This is a genomic window from Paenibacillus alkalitolerans, assembly GCF_016482785.1.
Lineage (GTDB): Bacteria > Bacillota > Bacilli > Paenibacillales > YIM-B00363 > Paenibacillus_AE > Paenibacillus_AE alkalitolerans.
Genome location: NZ_JAEMXM010000001.1, coordinates 181,268 through 198,620, shown reverse-complemented (window position 1 = coordinate 198,620; position 17,353 = coordinate 181,268). Strand labels below are relative to the sequence as shown.

The 17,353-nt window shown below is 49.4% G+C and carries 14 protein-coding genes and 1 pseudogene; 1 reads left to right on the top strand and 14 read right to left on the bottom strand.

Annotated features, from left to right (window positions below; translation table 11 throughout):
- Positions 1 to 86: 86 nt before the first annotated feature.
- Together JET16_RS00880 and JET16_RS00875 are read right to left on the bottom strand one after the other, a co-directional pair.
- Positions 87 to 1,190 carry a helix-turn-helix domain-containing protein gene (locus tag JET16_RS00880; protein WP_199613693.1) on the bottom strand — a complete coding sequence of 368 codons (1,104 nt, stop codon included), beginning with the start codon at positions 1,188 to 1,190 and terminating at the stop codon, positions 87 to 89.
- Between the two features lie 362 nt (positions 1,191 to 1,552).
- Positions 1,553 to 2,101, bottom strand: coding sequence for an MOSC domain-containing protein (locus JET16_RS00875; RefSeq protein ID WP_407673073.1), 549 nt, complete (start codon positions 2,099 to 2,101; stop codon positions 1,553 to 1,555).
- Positions 2,102 to 2,187: 86 nt separating this feature from the next.
- Between JET16_RS00875 and JET16_RS00870 the strand changes: the two genes are divergently transcribed.
- Positions 2,188 to 2,454 carry a hypothetical protein gene (locus JET16_RS00870; protein ID WP_199613689.1) on the top strand — a complete coding sequence of 89 codons (267 nt, stop codon included), beginning with the start codon at positions 2,188 to 2,190 and terminating at the stop codon, positions 2,452 to 2,454.
- Between the two features lie 62 nt (positions 2,455 to 2,516).
- Here the strand turns inward: JET16_RS00870 and JET16_RS00865 are convergent, their stop codons facing one another.
- From JET16_RS00865 to JET16_RS00810, 12 genes and pseudogenes are all read right to left on the bottom strand, one after another.
- Positions 2,517 to 2,927: a VOC family protein gene (locus tag JET16_RS00865; RefSeq protein ID WP_199613688.1), complete on the bottom strand. Its 411-nt coding sequence runs from the start codon at positions 2,925 to 2,927 to the stop codon at positions 2,517 to 2,519.
- 400 nt (positions 2,928 to 3,327) lie between these two features.
- Complete coding sequence (locus JET16_RS00860) at positions 3,328 to 4,128, bottom strand: endonuclease/exonuclease/phosphatase family protein (RefSeq protein ID WP_199613686.1); 801 nt, start codon at positions 4,126 to 4,128, stop codon at positions 3,328 to 3,330.
- A 23-nt stretch (positions 4,129 to 4,151) separates the two neighbouring features.
- The gene (locus tag JET16_RS00855; protein WP_199613685.1) at positions 4,152 to 5,036 is read right to left on the bottom strand and encodes a carbohydrate ABC transporter permease; all 885 of its coding nucleotides are present in this window, start codon (positions 5,034 to 5,036) and stop codon (positions 4,152 to 4,154) included.
- Between the two features lie 17 nt (positions 5,037 to 5,053).
- Positions 5,054 to 5,944 (bottom strand): ABC transporter permease, encoded by an 891-nt coding sequence (locus tag JET16_RS00850; RefSeq protein WP_199613684.1) that lies wholly within the window; start codon positions 5,942 to 5,944, stop codon positions 5,054 to 5,056.
- Positions 5,945 to 5,959: 15 nt separating this feature from the next.
- Positions 5,960 to 7,681, bottom strand: coding sequence for an extracellular solute-binding protein (locus tag JET16_RS00845; protein WP_199613683.1), 1,722 nt, complete (start codon positions 7,679 to 7,681; stop codon positions 5,960 to 5,962).
- Entirely contained in the window at positions 7,674 to 8,732 is a 1,059-nt protein-coding gene (locus JET16_RS00840) for a LacI family DNA-binding transcriptional regulator (protein WP_199613682.1), read from the bottom strand. The genes JET16_RS00845 and JET16_RS00840 overlap by 8 nt, the downstream gene beginning before the upstream one ends.
- A gap of 321 nt (positions 8,733 to 9,053) precedes the next feature.
- A pseudogene (gene uvrA, locus JET16_RS00835) lies at positions 9,054 to 11,562 on the bottom strand (excinuclease ABC subunit UvrA).
- A 489-nt stretch (positions 11,563 to 12,051) separates the two neighbouring features.
- The gene (locus tag JET16_RS00830) at positions 12,052 to 12,783 is read right to left on the bottom strand and encodes a hypothetical protein (RefSeq protein WP_199613681.1); all 732 of its coding nucleotides are present in this window, start codon (positions 12,781 to 12,783) and stop codon (positions 12,052 to 12,054) included.
- Positions 12,784 to 12,954: 171 nt separating this feature from the next.
- Complete coding sequence (locus JET16_RS00825) at positions 12,955 to 14,217, bottom strand: MGH1-like glycoside hydrolase domain-containing protein (RefSeq protein WP_199613680.1); 1,263 nt, start codon at positions 14,215 to 14,217, stop codon at positions 12,955 to 12,957.
- A gap of 15 nt (positions 14,218 to 14,232) precedes the next feature.
- A complete protein-coding gene (locus tag JET16_RS00820) occupies positions 14,233 to 15,057 on the bottom strand; it encodes a carbohydrate ABC transporter permease (RefSeq protein WP_199614238.1) in 825 nt (274 codons plus the stop codon).
- 20 nt (positions 15,058 to 15,077) lie between these two features.
- Positions 15,078 to 15,986: a carbohydrate ABC transporter permease gene (locus JET16_RS00815; RefSeq protein ID WP_199613679.1), complete on the bottom strand. Its 909-nt coding sequence runs from the start codon at positions 15,984 to 15,986 to the stop codon at positions 15,078 to 15,080.
- Positions 15,983 to 17,332, bottom strand: coding sequence for an ABC transporter substrate-binding protein (locus JET16_RS00810; RefSeq protein WP_199613678.1), 1,350 nt, complete (start codon positions 17,330 to 17,332; stop codon positions 15,983 to 15,985). Before JET16_RS00810 ends, JET16_RS00815 begins: the two co-directional genes overlap by 4 nt.
- Positions 17,333 to 17,353 lie beyond the last annotated feature (21 nt).

The window sequence follows — 17,353 nt, the reverse complement described above, 5'->3', positions numbered from 1 at the left end:
GTGAACTTAATATATCAGAAACCGCTTTCATATTGACAGGTGACGATTTTACGAAAATGTTTGTTTTTTTTAGAGATAAAGATTTCTTAATGCCCTAGCGATGCACGATATTCGCTGGGCGAAACGCCGACCTTTTTCTTAAATATTTGGCTGAAATATCTAGAATCATGGTATCCGACTCTTACTGCCACTTCGTAGTTTTTTAAATGCGTGCTTTTCAACATATCTTTGGCCTTATCCATTCGGATATCGGTCAACTGTTCAATGAACGTTTTGCCGGTGTTTGTTTTGAAAAGCAAACTCAAATACGCGGGAGTCATATATACCTTCTTTGCAACGCTGTGCAATGTTGCGTGCTGGCATTCCTGCTCCATATATTGAATCGTCTTCTTGATAATGCTTCGGTGGTTCACTCTTGCGTTTTGGGAGAGTATTTCCGCAATATCCGTTAAATACTTGCTGACGTAGAGTTTTATTTCTTGCAGCGTCTCCATCTTGATTATCGACATAACTTCATAAGATTTGTAACCGCCTTTAAGATCTGCGGCAAGAATCCTCTTTTCGATTCCCACCAGAAGACGAATCGATAGTTCGTAAATGTTTATTATTTCGACCGGGCCGTTCCGTAAAATATATTGGTAGAATTCATTGACGGCCTGTTCGATTTCGGACGGACACTTCGCGGATCTAATATATTGGAACAGCTCTTGCTCTTTTGCCGCCGGATAGTCACCGGATGACTCATATTTTCCAAGCTCGCTGAAATAAATGATCTGTCCCGTTCCCTTGTAAAATTTATATTGCAGTGCGTGGGAAGCTTCCGTGTATGAAGAATGTATTACCGAGAGTTGGTTGCACGGCTTGCCCACACCAATATTTACCGGGTTCGCAAAATATTTTTTCAGCATCGTTCGGACAGCTTCCATTACTTCCTTCGATACCCATGAGAACAAGATCCCGATTCGCCCGGACTCATCTAGGAACACTATGCAGTCATTAGATAGATGTTCTTCCAAGAAAGCTCTGATCTGATGTTTTATTTGCCGCTTCTCATCCTCTTCCCGCAAAGAGCCTGCCGGCTCAATCAATGCCACTGTCGGAAAGGAGAAGTACGGATTTAATTGCAAGTAGGTGAGATTCTCTTTTAAATTTTGCTTGGCATTTCCTTTATCGGAGACTAGATCAGACATATAACGATCTCTCATCAACTTGAGGACAACCTCGTTCTTGAATAAAAGACCTTGGTTTTGCATACCTCCACTTCCCCCTTAACACATGTTAATGCACTAAGATGAAATGCGTTAGTTCAGTTGAGTGGCTTCATACTGCTCGACATGGATTCTTTACAGAAGAAGCTCCCTAAGCCGTTTTAAAGTCCTTATCCTCACCATCTTTCTTATTGGTCATTACCGATTAACGATTATCGATAATTCTATTCATGGTCCAATTGTATCCGCTCTCATTATGTTTGACCATAGGAGATTTTGCCGAAATTTGGCGATTTTATCGTTTAAAGAAAAAAGAGGTGCATCGAGAGCACCTCTTGGCATGATTACACACGTTCAAGCGGCAAATATGGTTCATCAGGGAGCGAAACCTTAATCCGGTCCAGCGGTTTTACCTCTCCTCCCGCTATAACTACTCCCATAATCCCCGCTTTGCGAATCAATTTCCCTTGTTCGTCCGTCTCTAATACCGCCGACATCAGACCTGTTTGAAAATCGTCCAATTGCTTGCACGGATTTCTAAGGCCGGTTACTTCAACTATTGCGGTATTGCCAATATGAAGACGTGTTCCTCTTGGAAGCTTCAACAGTTCAATTCCGCGCGTAGTAATATTCTCCCCCATTTGACCTGCGGAGACATTGAAGCCCTTCGTCCGCAGCTCGTCATGCAATTCGGAATGAATAAGATGAACTTGTCTGAGATTGGGTTGGGAAGGATCAACGGTTACTCTGGAACGATGTTTGACCGTAACGCCCGAATGCGCGTCTTCTGCAACACCCAATCCCGCAAGCAGTGAAATGCTTTCTTGGTTCTCTTTGCTAAAGGAATGGGTCGGGCTTGAGCTTACTGCAATTACAAGACCATCCGAAAATATCACTCGCTTTCACCCCGTCAGATAAAATGAGGAACTTCTTCCATATACAAGCGTAGTATAAGTATAATTTTATTGGAAGGAGGAACATGATGTATTTTATTTTTTGGACTTTGGTCTTGATCGGCGCCGTTTTCTTGCTGTACAAAAACCGCGAACAAGACGAGGATTTACTGGTGCTGAAGCTTTTCGGGTACTACATTCTAGGCGCTTTCTACTTTAACTTGAACGGACTTGTAATCCCGTTAGGCTTTATCGTCAGCTTATTTTTACGGCCGAAAGAAAATAAAAGCGTGAAACGCGGGGCTGCGATTTTCGGTCTCGTGATGATGATCATCGGTTACTTTGTCAGATAGTTGAGCAGAAGAAAAAGCTAAGTCCGGCCGGAACCGGCCGTCTTAGCTCTTGCTCGCGTGCATTAGGCAATCGCGCTTGGATCCATATAAATAACTTCCCAAATATGGCCGTCCAAATCCTGAAAGCTCCACCCGTACATAAAACCGTGATCCTGCGGCTCGTTGGCAGGCTTTCCTCCGGCAGACAGCGCTTTGTTGACCATCTCATCCACTTTTTCTTTGCTTTCGGCCGACAATCCGATAAGTACTTCCGTACTTCTCGTGGCATCGGCGATATCTTTCTTAGTAAATGTCTTGAAAAACTCTTCAGCCAGCAGCATGACGAAGATGTTCTCGTTAATTACCATGCACGTTGCATTTTCATTAGAAAATTGCGCGTTAAATTCAAAACCGATTTGTGAGAAAAACTCGTTTGTTTTCTTCAGATCTTTCACGGGCAAATTTACAAAAATGTTATTCGATTTAACTGCCATCTCATATCACCTCAAAGTTTTTTATGGGAGCTTGTCAATCCCTTGGTTATAATATACCCAAAACGGTATATTCCTGTCAAGGAATGTTTTTTTATTTTTTTAACCCTGCATTATCCGGTACGTGATAGAACTGTTGTCGAATGTTTACACAAACTTCCTAACGTATCCGGGTCTCGGGAAACCCGAAGCCGGATAGGGTCCAAAGTGAGACTGTCGATTAATTGAGGGCACGAACGTCACCCGAAATTTCTTCGCTTGCAGCGTCTGAAAAGGGCTTTCGCGACTCTGGAACCGAAATTTCTTCGATTCAGCGTACTAAGTCAGTTGAATCTATAGACAGTCTGTCAACAAAAAACTGGCGCATCCAAGCGCCAGCATGTGCGATATAATCGATTGTTGCTTAATCGTTATCTATCTGAAGCTTCGCCACTACCGGGTAATGATCCGACGGATAGCCGCCGTCGATTTCCCTTCGATCGACACATACGTCAATGATTCGAAACTCCGGCGTCGCGAAAATATAATCGATCGGCTCTCCATCGACACCTCCGGCAAAGCTGTGCGCGGTGAGGCCGGGATTGCCCTCCATAAGCGAATAAGCGTCGACCAGCCTCATCTCCGAAGCGACTCTGCCCTCTTCCCCGCGAAGCAAGCGGATCGGCCGGTCGCCCGGTACACTATTGAAATCTCCGGTCAAGATTGCCGATACGCCGTTCAGACTTCGCTGACGTTGCATTCGCTCCATGATGAGCCTGCCGCCCTCGCCTCTAGCCGCTTGACTGTAGTGATCGAGATGCGTGTTGTAAATATAAAAGGATTCGCCCTTACCGCTTATTGTGAAACGAGCCCATGTACATATTCGAGGAAACCAGCTGTCCCAGCTTTTCGAGGCGACGACATTCGGGGTTTCCGACAGCCAAAACTGTCCATGCTCTGCGATTTCCAGCATGCCCTTATGATAAAAAATCGCGCAATGCTCATTATCGTGCTCACCGAAACGGCCGCTTCCTACCCATGCATAATCGTTTAGGTACGGCTCCAAATCAAGAAGCATCGAATGATAACCCTCTTGGGTACCGATCACAAGAGGGCAATGCTCTTTTATAATAGCAGCCGCCTTGCCGATCCGGTTCGACCAATAATTATTACCGTCGTCCGGGGTTGCATGCCGCAGATTGAATGTCATCACGGTCATATCCATCAAGCTTCATTCTCCCCTGTTCATTACTCTTTCACGGACCCGAGCATAATGCCGTGAATGAAATATTTTTGCAGAAACGGATAAACCGCGAGGATCGGCACCATGGAGACGACGATTTTCGCCGCATTTAAAGTTTTCTCCGATATTTTCTGCAGCAGCTCCGCTTGGGTGGAATCAAGCTCCTGCAAATTGATCTGCACGACAAGCTGCTGAATATAGGTTTGCAGCGGGTAGTTTTCCACGCTCCGCATGAAGATGAGACCGTCGAAGAAGGAGTTCCAATGTCCGACGATGCTGAACAGCGTTACGGTCGCAAGCGAAGGCAGCGACAGCGGCACGAATATTCTGGCCAACATATACCAAGGCCCCGCTCCGTCGATATATCCCGCTTCGCTCAATTCTTTCGGCATGTTCCGGAAGAAGTTCATCAACAAGACCACATTAAACACCGGCACCGCTCCCGGAAGCACAAGCGCCCAAATCGTGTTGAACATGCCGAGCGTCTTGACGGTCAAATACAGAGGAATGATTCCCCCGCTGAACAGCATCGTGAACAGTAAAAACCACATATATACGTTCCGATACGGGAACTCTTTGGTGCTTCTAGAAAGCGGGTACGCCATAAGCACGGTCAAGGCGAAGTTGATGGCGCCGCCGATCAGAACGCGCTTGACGGAAACGTAAAACGAATGGATGAAATGGGGTTCCTCCATGATTTTTTTGTACGATTCCAATGAGAACCCGACCGGCCACAGTTTGACGAAACCTCCTGCCGCTGCCGCATTATCGCTAAACGATACGGCGGCCGTATGCAGAACGGGCCCAAGCGAAATCAATGAAATAACGAGCATCACCGCAAGCAGCAGCATTTCGGACAATCGAGCAGACAACGTTCGATCCCGGACCATCAACTTTCACCGCCTTTTTAAAAAATTCTGTAATTTGCATACCGGTAAGCCAGCGCATACGAAATGATGATCAAAACAAACCCGATGGCGGATTTGAGCAGACTGACGGCCGTTGCCAAACCGTACTGCGCTTGAACAAGACCGACTCGATATACGAACGTATCGATGATGTCTCCGGATTCGTACACAAGCGGATTGTACAAGTTAAAAATTTGATCGAAGCCGGCATTCAGGATGTTACCGATGCTTAACGTCGCAAGCAAAACGACCGTCGTCGCAAGACTGGGCAGCGTAATGTACAGCAGCTGTTGGAAGCGGCTGGCCCCGTCAATTTCCGCCGCTTCGTATAATGCCGGATTAATTCCGGCAAGCGCAGCCAAGTAAATAATGGCGGCAAAGCCGAATTCTTTCCATATATCGCTGCCCACGACAATCGCGGGAAACCACGCGTTGCTGGCCATAAACATAATCGGTTCGACGCCGAACGCTTTCAGCGTCTGATTGACGATCCCGTTCAGCGAAAGCATGTCGACGACGATACCGGCCAAAATTACCCATGAAATGAAGTGAGGCAAATAAACGACGGTTTGTACCCATCTTTTGAATGCCATGATCCGGACTTCGTTTAACATCAACGCAAATACGAGCGGAACGATCAGGTGGGCAACGATCTTGCAAAGTGCGATGAACACAGTATTATAGAAGATAATTCCACTGTCGCGGATCTCGAACAAGTAGATGAAATTTTCCAAACCGATCCATTCGGAATTCCATATACCTCTGCCGATTTTGAAATCCTGGAAAGCGATCGCGATTCCGAACATCGGAATGACTTGAAAGATGATAAGAAGCACGACACCCGGAAGCAGCATCAGATGATAATGCTTATGATACGATTTCATGTTCATATGTCGGATCACCCGTTACTTCTGGAGTTTGGAGACTTCCTCCTGCACTTCCTTCGTGATCTCGTCGCCTCCCTGCGCCTTCCAATCGGCCACAAATTGATCGAAAGCGTCCAGCTCCTTTTCACCCATAACGATTTTCAAAAATGTTTCCTTCTCAAGCTTCTGTAAGTTCTCCCATTTCCGTTCCATCGTTTTCGTTGTCGCCGTAAACTCGCTGTAAACCTGGTTCATCGGTTGTTTCAGCAACTCGGCCGGTGCCGTATATCCGTAGAACGACCGCCAAACTTTCAGATCGGCTTTCGGAATCGCTTTATCGGCGACTGCGTTATCGTACAATTGTTTCATCTCGGGGTTTAAATCTTCGGGCTTAATCTCTCCGGCTAATGCTTTCTTCAATGTTTCTGACTTTCTTTCCACAGCGTCCGCATAATCGAAGGTTGCGTTGCCGATCGGCCAATATTCGGCGCTTACCGTAAAGTCCAATTTCAAAGCGTCCGGGTCGGCTTTACGCTGAGCGGCAATGAACGTGTTGGCGTAAATGACGGCCGCCTCCGGGTGCTTCATCCCCTTCTTTACGACGATGAATCGATTGCTGACCGGCACCATCAGGTTGTTGTATTGACCATTGGCATCGGGAATAAGATACGGTTCAAACTCCGCCTTCGGATTGTTGGTCATCGTATCCGCCGCCATGCCTCCCGACCACCACGGTCCGAAAAACATTCCCGCCTGCCCGCCGATGACCGGTTGATTGAGATCTTTGCGTAACGCGAATTCCTTATCGATGAGACCGGCCGCATACCATTCCCGAATTTTCCCAAGCGCTTGCTTCGTTTCAGGCAAAATGGAGCCGTAGACGATACTGCCCGAGCTATCTTTGATCCAATTCCCAGGGTACGCGTTGTATGCCATGAACAAACCTTTGTAGTTATGGTGGCCCGCTTTTCCCGGTACGGACAGTGCGCCGTCGGAGCCGGTCAACCCGATCGTATCCGGTTTCCCGTTGCCGTCGGGATCGCCTTCGACGAACGCCTTGGCGATCGTCGCAATGTCGTCCGCCGATGCCGGCGGTTTCAAACCGAGCTTATCCATCCAATCTTTCCGTACCCACAGCAGACTAGCCGCATCCGCCTGTACGCTTATGTTCGGGATAGCCATCAGCTTGCCTTGATACTTTGCTTTGTCCAGCGCCCTGTTGTTCGTCGACGCGTACAGCTCTTTCGTCAATGGCGACGCGTATTTCTCGAACACTTCAGTCAAATCTTCAATTTGACCGGCTTCGGCGAGCGACAGGAACGTCAATTCATTAACGAATAGAATATCCGGGATATCACCGCTCGATATGGCTAACTTTGATTTTTGATCGAAGTCCGGACCGGATGCATGCCATAAAATGTTAAAGCTGATATTCGTTTTATCTTTAATATATTTGGTGTACTGGTTGTCTTCGACCGTCTCACCGGCGTTCAGCTTGGCACCCGCGCTCACGCTCTTGAAAGTAGTCACTTCTATCGGTTCCGGCATGCGGAAAGGGTCAAACGTATCTGTATTCGTCTCCGTTTTTGATTCTGCACTAGATTCCGATTCCGTCTTCGTTTCCGTTTGGTTTGTTGCCGCCGGATCCGGTTGCTTGCTTCCCCCGTCGCTTGCGCTCGGGGTGCCGTCCCCGCATGCCGATGTAAGAACTACAATCGCCGTAAGGCATGCAAGAATCATTCGTTTACTCCATTTATTCATTCTTCATCCCTCCTTGTATTTTCCCCTTATTTTGGGAGGCGGCTGCACATGAACCCCGCTCGACCATTTCCGTCGATATCAGAATACGTTTCACCGAATGCTGCTTTGCCGCGCATTGATCAATCAGCAGCTTGGCTGCCTCCCGGCCAAGCTGCTCCCCGAACAGCTTGATTCCGGTTAGCGGCGGATTAAATTCGGGGGCGAATACCGAATCGTCGCTAAACGCGATCACGGACAGATCGTCCGGGATGGCGATCCCCATCTCGGATGCGGCACGGTAGACGCCGAGCGCCATCTTATCCGTATCGGTAATGATCGCCGTTATATCCGGAAGCTTCATGAGCATCTCCTTCGAGATCGAGTACCCGAACGAGGAAGATGTCATATCCGGATCTTTGTGAATGAGAAGCTGCGGGTCGAACGGCACCCCGGCTGCTTCGAGCGAGCGGCGGTAACCTAACCCCCGGTCTATCGAGACGGTCTTGTAGCGCGATGCATTGAGGAACAATATTCGATTGTGTCCGAGACGCAGCAAATACTGGGTTGCATTCTCGCCATTGGCGACATTATCATTGTCGACATAGGACACTTTCGACTCGAAATCCCCGGGCGGCCGCCCGATAACGACGACAGGCAAATTTTTTCGAATCCGTTCGGCAATACGCGTGTCCTTCTCCACCGGATCGAGCAAAATATCTCCGTCTACCGGCTCCGACGATACGTGCGGCAGCTCGTTCAAATAAGATTTAGGCAGCGAATTGACCAATAGCCGGTAACCGTGCAGGCTGCACTCATTCAGCACGCCGTTCATTAGCGACAGGTGAAACAAACTGAACTTCACCCGTTCGCCCGGCATATTCAGTCCGATAATGCGGGTTGTCCGGTTCGCCAAACTTCTCGCCCAATAATTCGGCCTGTAATTCAGCTTCCGCGCGGCAGCCAGAACGCGTTCGGTCACTTCTTTGCTGATCGGGCGTTTCTGGCTGAACACGTTGGATACGGTGCTTTTCGAAACGCCGGCCGTTCTGGCCACATCGTCGATCGTTGCCAAGTCTCCCTCTCCCCCCTCTCTAAAGAAACATCGAATGGACAAGGTTATATTAAACCGGTTTTATTAACTGACTGTCATGATTTTGTTGAGTTTTTATTAATTCCGGCAATATATGGATATGATTTATCGCAAAAGCAATGAAACCGGTTTAATGATTGTTATGTTTCCGTTAATGCCGGTATACCTGGCGAAAAACCGCTTTCAAATAAAAAAACACCTTCTCTTCCAACAGCTAGGAAAGAGAAGGTGCACCAAAGGATACTTGCATATTCCTACAAAAGATCGCCGTTCAAGCGATCCAGAGAATTTAACCGAGGGAGGTCAGATTACCAGCGCTTCTCGCAGAAATCGTCCCGTATGCGACGCCTCGACCATGGCGGCGACCGCTTCCGGCGTTCCTTCGGCGACGACTTGTCCCCCCTCATGCCCTCCTTCGGGACCGATGTCGACAACCCAATCGCTCTCTTTAATAACGTCGAGGTTATGTTCCACGACGATAACGCTGTTGCCGGCGTCGACCAGCTTGTTCAGCAGCACGAGCAGCTGCTTCGTATCGCGCGGATGCAGTCCGGTTGAAGGTTCGTCCAGCAAATACAACGTATGCCGCTTCGTCTTGGCGCTTAGCTCCTTGGCGAGTCGAATCCGCTGACCTTCACCGCCCGATAAAGTCCGGAGCGATTGACCCCAATGCAAGTATCCGAGACCGACTTCGTGCAGAAGGGCGATCTGCGCGTCCATCTTGCCTTGACCTTGAAGCAGCGGCAAGCTTTCCTCCACCGTCATGTCCAGCAGATCGGATATATTGACGCCTTGATACGCGACGCGAAGCACTTCCTCCTTAAAGCGCCTGCCGCGGCATACCGGACAGCGAACCTCGAGTCCCGGCAAGAAAAACATGTCCATCGGCACAACGCCGAGACCCTGACAATGCTCGCATCTGCCGCCAGGCGTGTTAAACGAGAAGTGTTTCGAAGTCAGGCCTGCCTCTTTCGCTTCCGGGAGTCCCGCGTATAAATTCCGAATCGCGGTGAATACGTCTGTGTACGTCGCGACGTTGGACCGGCTCATCCGGCCGAGAGGCGACTGATCGACCGTCACAATCCCGTTCACGGCGTCGAACCCGGTAATGCTTTCGCAGCCTTCCCTCATCTGCTCGTCTCGCCCGCCGGCAGCGACGAGATCGAACAGAAGCGTCGACTTCCCGGAACCGGACACGCCGGTGACCGCGACAAGACAGCCGAGCGGCAGCGATACGTCGATATGCTTCAAGTTTCTCGCATGAGCGCCGCGAATGTGAAGATACCGCCCGTTCCCCGAACGGCGTTCGCGCGCGGCAGCCGAACCTCTTGCTTCGCGGAGGAAGGCGCCCGTGACCGACTCCCCGCTGTCCTCAAGCTCCCGCAGCGTCCCTTGCCCGACCACGCGGCCGCCAAAACTCCCCGCCCCCGGCCCCATGTCGATGACGTGATCCGCGGCCCGCATCATCTCGACGTCGTGTTCGATAACGAGCACCGTGTTGCCGAGATCCCTTAACTGCTTTAGCACCTTGATGAGTCCCTCCGTGTCTCGAGGATGCAGCCCGGCCGTCGGTTCATCCAGTATATAAAGCACGCCGGTCAGACCGGATCCGAGAATCGAGGCAAGCCGCAGCCGCTGCGCTTCACCGCCTGAGAGCGTGATCGATTGCCTGCTTAGCGTCAAATACCCGAGACCGACATCTACAATCCGCTTCGTACGAACGGCGAGATCGTGCAGGATCGATTCCGTAAGCTCCTTGTCGTCCGGCGGCAGCTCGCGCGCGAGGCGCTCCAGCCAAGCGTGCGTGTCGTGCAGCGACCAACCGGAAACCTCGGCGATCGAAGCTCCGCCGACCGTCACCCGGCGTACCTCTTCCTTCAACTTGGCGCCTCGGCACGCTTCGCACGTCTTCTCGCGGAACAAGGCCGCTTCTCCGGATTCGCCACCGTTCGTCTTATACCGTCTCCATATGCCGGTCACAACACCTTCGAACTTGCCGGCATTGACTGATTTCGGCGGTTTTATGTCCGGGAAGCGACGGGTGAAGTCCTCGCTTTCAACGCCATAATAGAGCAAATCGCGCTGAACCTCGCCGTACTCCTTCAAAGGCAGATTGGCGTCGAACTCGATGCCGTAATGCTTCGCCGCCGCTTCCAAGATCGGTATGTTATATTTGATCAGCATGTCGAACCAGGTCGTCACGCATCCGCCGCGCAGGCTAAGCTCCTTGTCGAATACGGCGTCCATATTCAGACTGACGGTATGACCGAGCCCGTCGCATCCTTCGCAAGCACCCTCCGGCGTATTGTACGAGAAGTGACGGCGGGTAAACCTCTCCATCTGTTCCCCGCAATGCGGACAACGGACGGTCTCATAGTCCTGCCCCCCGTCGTCATCGGCTGCCGAAAGCGGCGATTGCTCGTCCGGACGGCATGAACCGTGTCCCGCAACGGGGACAGGGACGTTCGCCGAGCTTCTCGTAAACTAAGCGCAAGTACGTATGGATGTCCGTTACCGTACCGACCGTCGACCGAGGATTTCGGTTCGTCACATGCTGTCCGACGCTGATCGACGGGGATAAGCCGACAATCGAATCGACCTTGGGCTTGGCGACGGTTTCCGCGGTCATGCCCATCGATTCCATGTATTGGCGTTGGCACTCCCGCTGCAGCGTGTCCAAGGCGAGTGTCGACTTTCCGGATCCCGACGGGCCGGTCAGCACAACCAGCTTGTATTTCGGAATCTGCAGCGTAATGTTCTTCAAATTGTTTTCCCGGGCGCCCCGGATTTCTATTACATCTTTCACCAACATCCAGCCTTTCTAATTGGTATTTATTGCTTCACGACCCATTCTACAACATTCATGCAAGTGAGAAGGTCGTTTCACAAAGTATTTAATAATTCAATCTCGATCATGGAAAAGTTTCTCGATGCACTTTAATGTTTTGCAGTAACTTCTGCCGGCTTCTGCACATGAACCTGTATGACCCTTCCCCTTTAGCAAAAGTCATTAACTTGCCAGAAAGTGCGCGGCGGATTTGTTCAAGAACTTTCGGACATACCGTGCAACTACCCGCATAACACGCTGTCATTACTGCATGCCGGATTACCAGACAATCTAATTCATATCAAAATGACTTTTACTATATTTCTTATCATTTGCTGTTTTTCATAGGCTCTTCTTTCTAATAATGTTGCTTTAGTAAATAATAAAAACCGCCGTTATTTTGACCGGCGGTGTATTCTCATGTTTCATTATCTATCTGTCAGTTGAGCGAATCAATGAGCGACCCTTATTCTTCTATCGTTCGATAACCACCTGCGTCACCATTTTCTCCGGACCGATTTCATATCCTGCAAACCAAATCTTCACCGCGTCGCCCACCGCGATGTCGGAAGCATCCGACGCTTGACCGTTCAACCACACTTTCGCGATCGGGAGCAGCCGGTGCTTTTCCCCATCCAGTTCGATTGTTCGCCCTTCGCTCCAAACCTTTACCGACGAACCGATCTTCACGTCCTCCGCATTGACCGGCTTCCCTTCAAACTCGATTTCCGCGTCGTCGGACATGGCGTACCACGCGGCGTCCGGCATCTTCTCTTCTTTGTCCAAAAACTTATCCGATGAAACGACCAGGAACCGCCCGTCTTTGTCGATTGCCGTAATTTTGCCGGATATTCCCGGTTGCTCTTCAATCGTATAAACCGTAATGTTCAACGGAAACACGCCTCCTACGGCTTCATAGATCGATCGTTTAAGGGAGGCTATCTCTTCGTCCGAAAGCGGCTTGGAATGCTCGCCTATTCGGCGAATTTCCAGAAAACCTTCCCGTTCGTTGCTGTGTGAAGACTGAAACTTGACACGATGGCCTTTAAACACATCCTCCAGCTTATGAAGCTTGTTTACATAGTTCTCCAAATCATCTTTTCCGATGCTTCCGTTGATCATATTCCCCCTGCCGCAGCCTGAAATAATCATCACAATAAGAATAATACAAATGCTCGCTCCCAACAGCTTCATCATGTTCCCCATACTCGGCCCCCCTTTCCCCACTTAGACGATCTCCTCTCTGAAAATGTTACTCGTTGCTCACCGCGACCGATTGAAATCGACAAAAAAAAATGCCCCCCCGGAATAGGGAGCACCTCGTTGATCCAGGTGCGCCGGTTCAAGCATCTGGCGAGATCGTAATCAAATCCGGCATCATGATAGGAACAACTCCGACATCGGCGGCTTCCCGTTTAACTCATCCAGCATATTGACCACTAAGAGATTCCAATTCAGAAATCCTCCGTTCATGACCGGTTCGCCGCTTTCCGGAACGTAATATTCGTGCAGCGTTCCCGTACGCTCCAAATCTTTCCCGAGCAACTCCACGGTCTTCCCGCACAGTTCTTCCGCTTCCGCTGCATAACCGTAGTTCATCAAACCGCGAAATACGACGTAATTGCTTACGATCCAAATCGGCCCCAGCCAATTCGACGGATTGTTTGTCGCTCTCACATCGTACATTTTCTCGTCCCGCGCCAATGTTCTGACGCCGAACGGACTTCTGAACGTATTGGAGTCCATGATATGATCCCTTACAAGGAACGCCGCCTGTTCCGGTGAAGCGATACAGGAATACATGGGAATAAACCCGGACCAAGAGCGGATTTTTATCGGAAGCGTGTTCCAGAATACACCCAGCCCTTTATGAAACCAGTCATAAGGCCGGGTTTTGATATCCACATCCACGGAGTAGTAGAATCTGTCGCGGCGGTCCCAGCATTCATTCTGTATCGCTTCGCATAATGCTTCCGCTTTTCTTTTATACCTGCCGCTCTCCTCAAGCTTCCCTAATTTCCTCGCGATGACGGACATCGCTTTGCATTCGCCGACCATAAAAGCGTTCAAATAAATGCCCGCAGTCGAAAAGCGCGGCCGCCCGAATATCGCAGGGTCGTTATCGACGCCGATCATGACATCGTCCGCCCATACATACAGTTGAGATCGGTCATGGAAATAATTACGGTCGTAGCATGCGAAGTATTTTTCCAAATGATCGTAATAACTTTCCATCCATGAGTAATCGTTGCAATAGCCGCTGATCAACGCGATTTGCTGGCATAAGAACGGCTTGTGCATGTTCAGCACATGGCCCTCTTTATGCTTTCCAATCAAATAAGGCTCTTGATAGCGGTCTTTTGCAATCATCATAGGAATATATCCGTCGTCGAGCTGGTGATCAAAGAAATTGTGTATATTGCCTTTCGCATATTTTACATACCGATGGTCCGCCGAAGGCGATTCCGTCATATTTAGAAGCGCATACACCGCCCAGAAAGAATCCCAGTCCCATAAGTTTCCGTCATACACGGACCCGGGATCGACGAAAGGATGTTTCAAATAATGAGCGGGTTCTTTCAATGTCTTATCGACGTTATCCTTGATATACTCTCCTAGCATGCTCTCATATCGATCCATTCCTGCGCCCCCTTTTCACCCTTTAATCCCCGAAGTTGAAATTCCTTCCACGAAATATTTCTGCATGGAGAAAAACAAGATTAAACAAGGTAATAATGAAAGAACCGACATCGCGAACAATGCCCCGTAGAACGATTCTCCCGTCGAATCCATAAACAGCCGCAAGCCTAAAGGAACCGTAAACAGCTCCGCCGAGCTGATGTACAGCAATTGGCTGAAAAAGTCGTCCCACGTCCACATAAAGGTGAAAAGCGCGGTCGTAATAAGAGCGGGAACGGACAACGGCAAAATGATGCGCCAATAAATCTGAACCGGGCCGCAGCCGTCGATGATCGCAGATTCGTCCAGCTCCTTCGGGATTCCTCTGACGAATTGAATCATCAAGAAAATAAAGAAAGCTTCCGTAGCCAAAAACTTCGGTATTGTGAGCGGAAAATAGCTGTCAACCCAGCCCATCTTCTGAAACAAAATATATTGAGGAATAATGGTAACGTGATGCGGCAGCATGATCGTGATCATCATCAGCGAGAACCAAAGCTTCTTCAGCGAAAATTGCAGCCGTCCGAACGCATACGCCGCCAACGAGCAAGATATCAAATTACCGGCCACAGCCCAAATGCATATCGCAAACGAATTGACAAAGAACACGCTGAATTTATTGCCCCCGACCCCGTTCCATCCTTGCAAATAGTTCCCGAACGTTATTTGTTTCGGCCAAATGCTCAAATCCGAAAAGATCAGGTTGTTCGGCTTAATAGAACTGCTGACGAGCCATCCGATGGGGTACAGCATAATGACGCCGACAGCGATAATGATGCAGTGGATCAATATATTCCTCATACCGATCCCTCTCGCCACCGTTATCTCCCCCCATCCATATAGTTCACCCAATATTTCGACGATCCGAAAACGGCCGCGGTGAACACACCGATAATAACGAGCAGCAGCCAAGCCATGGCGGAGGCGTAACCCATTTCGAAGAAGGAGAAGCCCTTCAAGTACAAATATAGCGTATAAAATAACGTCGAATCGATCGGCCCGCCGGTTCCGTTGCTTATAATGAAAGATGAAGTGAAGGCCTGGAAGGCGCCGATCATTCCCATCACCAGATTAAAGAATACGACAGGCGTCAGCAACGGCAAGGTAATCGCGAAGAATCGATGGATTTTGCCCGCTCCGTCCACTTCGGCCGCTTCATACAGCTCTTGCGGAATTTGCTTCAGTCCAGCCAAGAAAATAATCATGGAAGCTCCGAACTGCCACACTGACAATGCCACGATAGAGTATAACGCATATTTCGGATTCGCGATCCAATCCGGGGCTTTCCATCCAATGAGCTCAAGCAGGATCGCATTCACTACGCCGTTGCCTCCGAATATTTTGCGCCATAGCACAGCAATGGCCACGCTGCCGCCCAACAACGACGGAATGTAGTACACAGTTCTATAAATCCCTAACCCTCTAAGGCCTTTGTTAAGCAAAATCGCAACGAATAGTGCAAACAACAGCCGAAGGGGCACCGAAGTAAACACATAGAGGAACGTTACCCGCAAGGAAGTAAATAACCTGGGATCATCGGTAAACATCTTCTTATAATTATCGAACCCGATAAATTTGGGGGGTGATAATACATCGTAGTAGGTGAACGATAAATATAAAGAGCTGATCATAGGTCCGACCGTCAGTGCAAAAAATCCGATGAACCAGGGCAGTAAGAACAAATACGCGATTCCGTCCCTCTTCCATACCGTTCTTATGTAATTTATCATTGTTGTATTTTTGCCACCGCTTTAACCGCCGCTTCATACACCGCTTTCGCGGCATCCTCGATCGAGCTCTGGCCGAAAGCGAGTTTTTGCGATTGAACCGTCAGCTCGTTCTGCCATTCGGCAATGTTAACCATCTCCTGATCCATCGGACGGGAATGTTTAAGCGCCAGGTCAACATATTCGTAAATCCGCTTCTCTACTTCAGTCCCTTGTTCTTTAAGCATATCCCGAACCTTGGAGGAGCCGGGAATGCCGCGTTCACTGCCTAAGATTGCGGTAGCTTCCGGATCCGTCACCATGAAATCGATAAACATGACCGCTTCCTTCGGATGCTTCGATTTTGCATTGACGGACATGAACTGGCTCGGCTGCTGCCACATGCCTTGCGTCGTTCCTCCTGCCGGCAGCAGAGTGATGCCGATTTCATCGGTCATAGCATTCTGATAGGCGTTAACTTGATTCGACCAAATATTTTTCATAACGGCTTTTCCTTCGACAAACAGCGAATTATCCGGACCTTCTTTATAGGCGGCTGTCGTTTCGGCATCCGGGATTAACCCGTCCTTCCGGAATCTGTCCCACATGGTGAACCATTCCTTGATGTGCTCCGCGGTGAAGGCGATTTTACCGTCCTTATATAACGCTCCGCCCCGCTGGCGTACGAAATGATTTATATAGTGTGTATACGCCGATTGATCGATGAACGGATAGTAGCCGTCTCCGAGCTTTTGTTTCAGTTCTTTGCTGTAAGCTTCAAACTCTTCCCAAGTCCAGCCTTCTTTGGGAGGCTGCATTCCCGCTTTTTCGATTAAAGCCTTATTGTAAATAATTCCTGAAGCATTTGATCCCAAGCTTACTGCGTACAGTTTGCCGTCCATCTTTCCGGAATCGATAACGGTTTGATCGAAGCTGTCAAGCTTGAGTTCGTTGCCGTACAGTGACGAAATATCCATTATAGCTCCGCGCAGCACGTAGTCCGGATAGTTGTTTCCAAGCTGGATCAAATCCGGGGCGTTGCCGCCGGCGACGACCGTGTTCAACTTATCCCAGTAACCGTCGCTCATGTACTCGGGCTTGATTTTAATATGAGGGTACTTTTGTTGGAATAAATTAATCACTTTCAAAGTAGCGTCGTGCCGAATTTGCGAGCCCCACCACATGATGCGCAGCTCAACTTTTTGCTGTTTGTTACTGTCTTCATCGACCTTCTGTTCCGTTTGCTCATTATTTTCCGTTACCGTCGGGTCGTCGGCTGCATCCTGGTTCCCTCCGCCACCCGAACAAGCGCCAACGAACAGCAGCATTGCCGCAATAAACATAATCCAAATCGCCTTCGCTGTTTTCAACGATCCCAACCTCCTTTATTC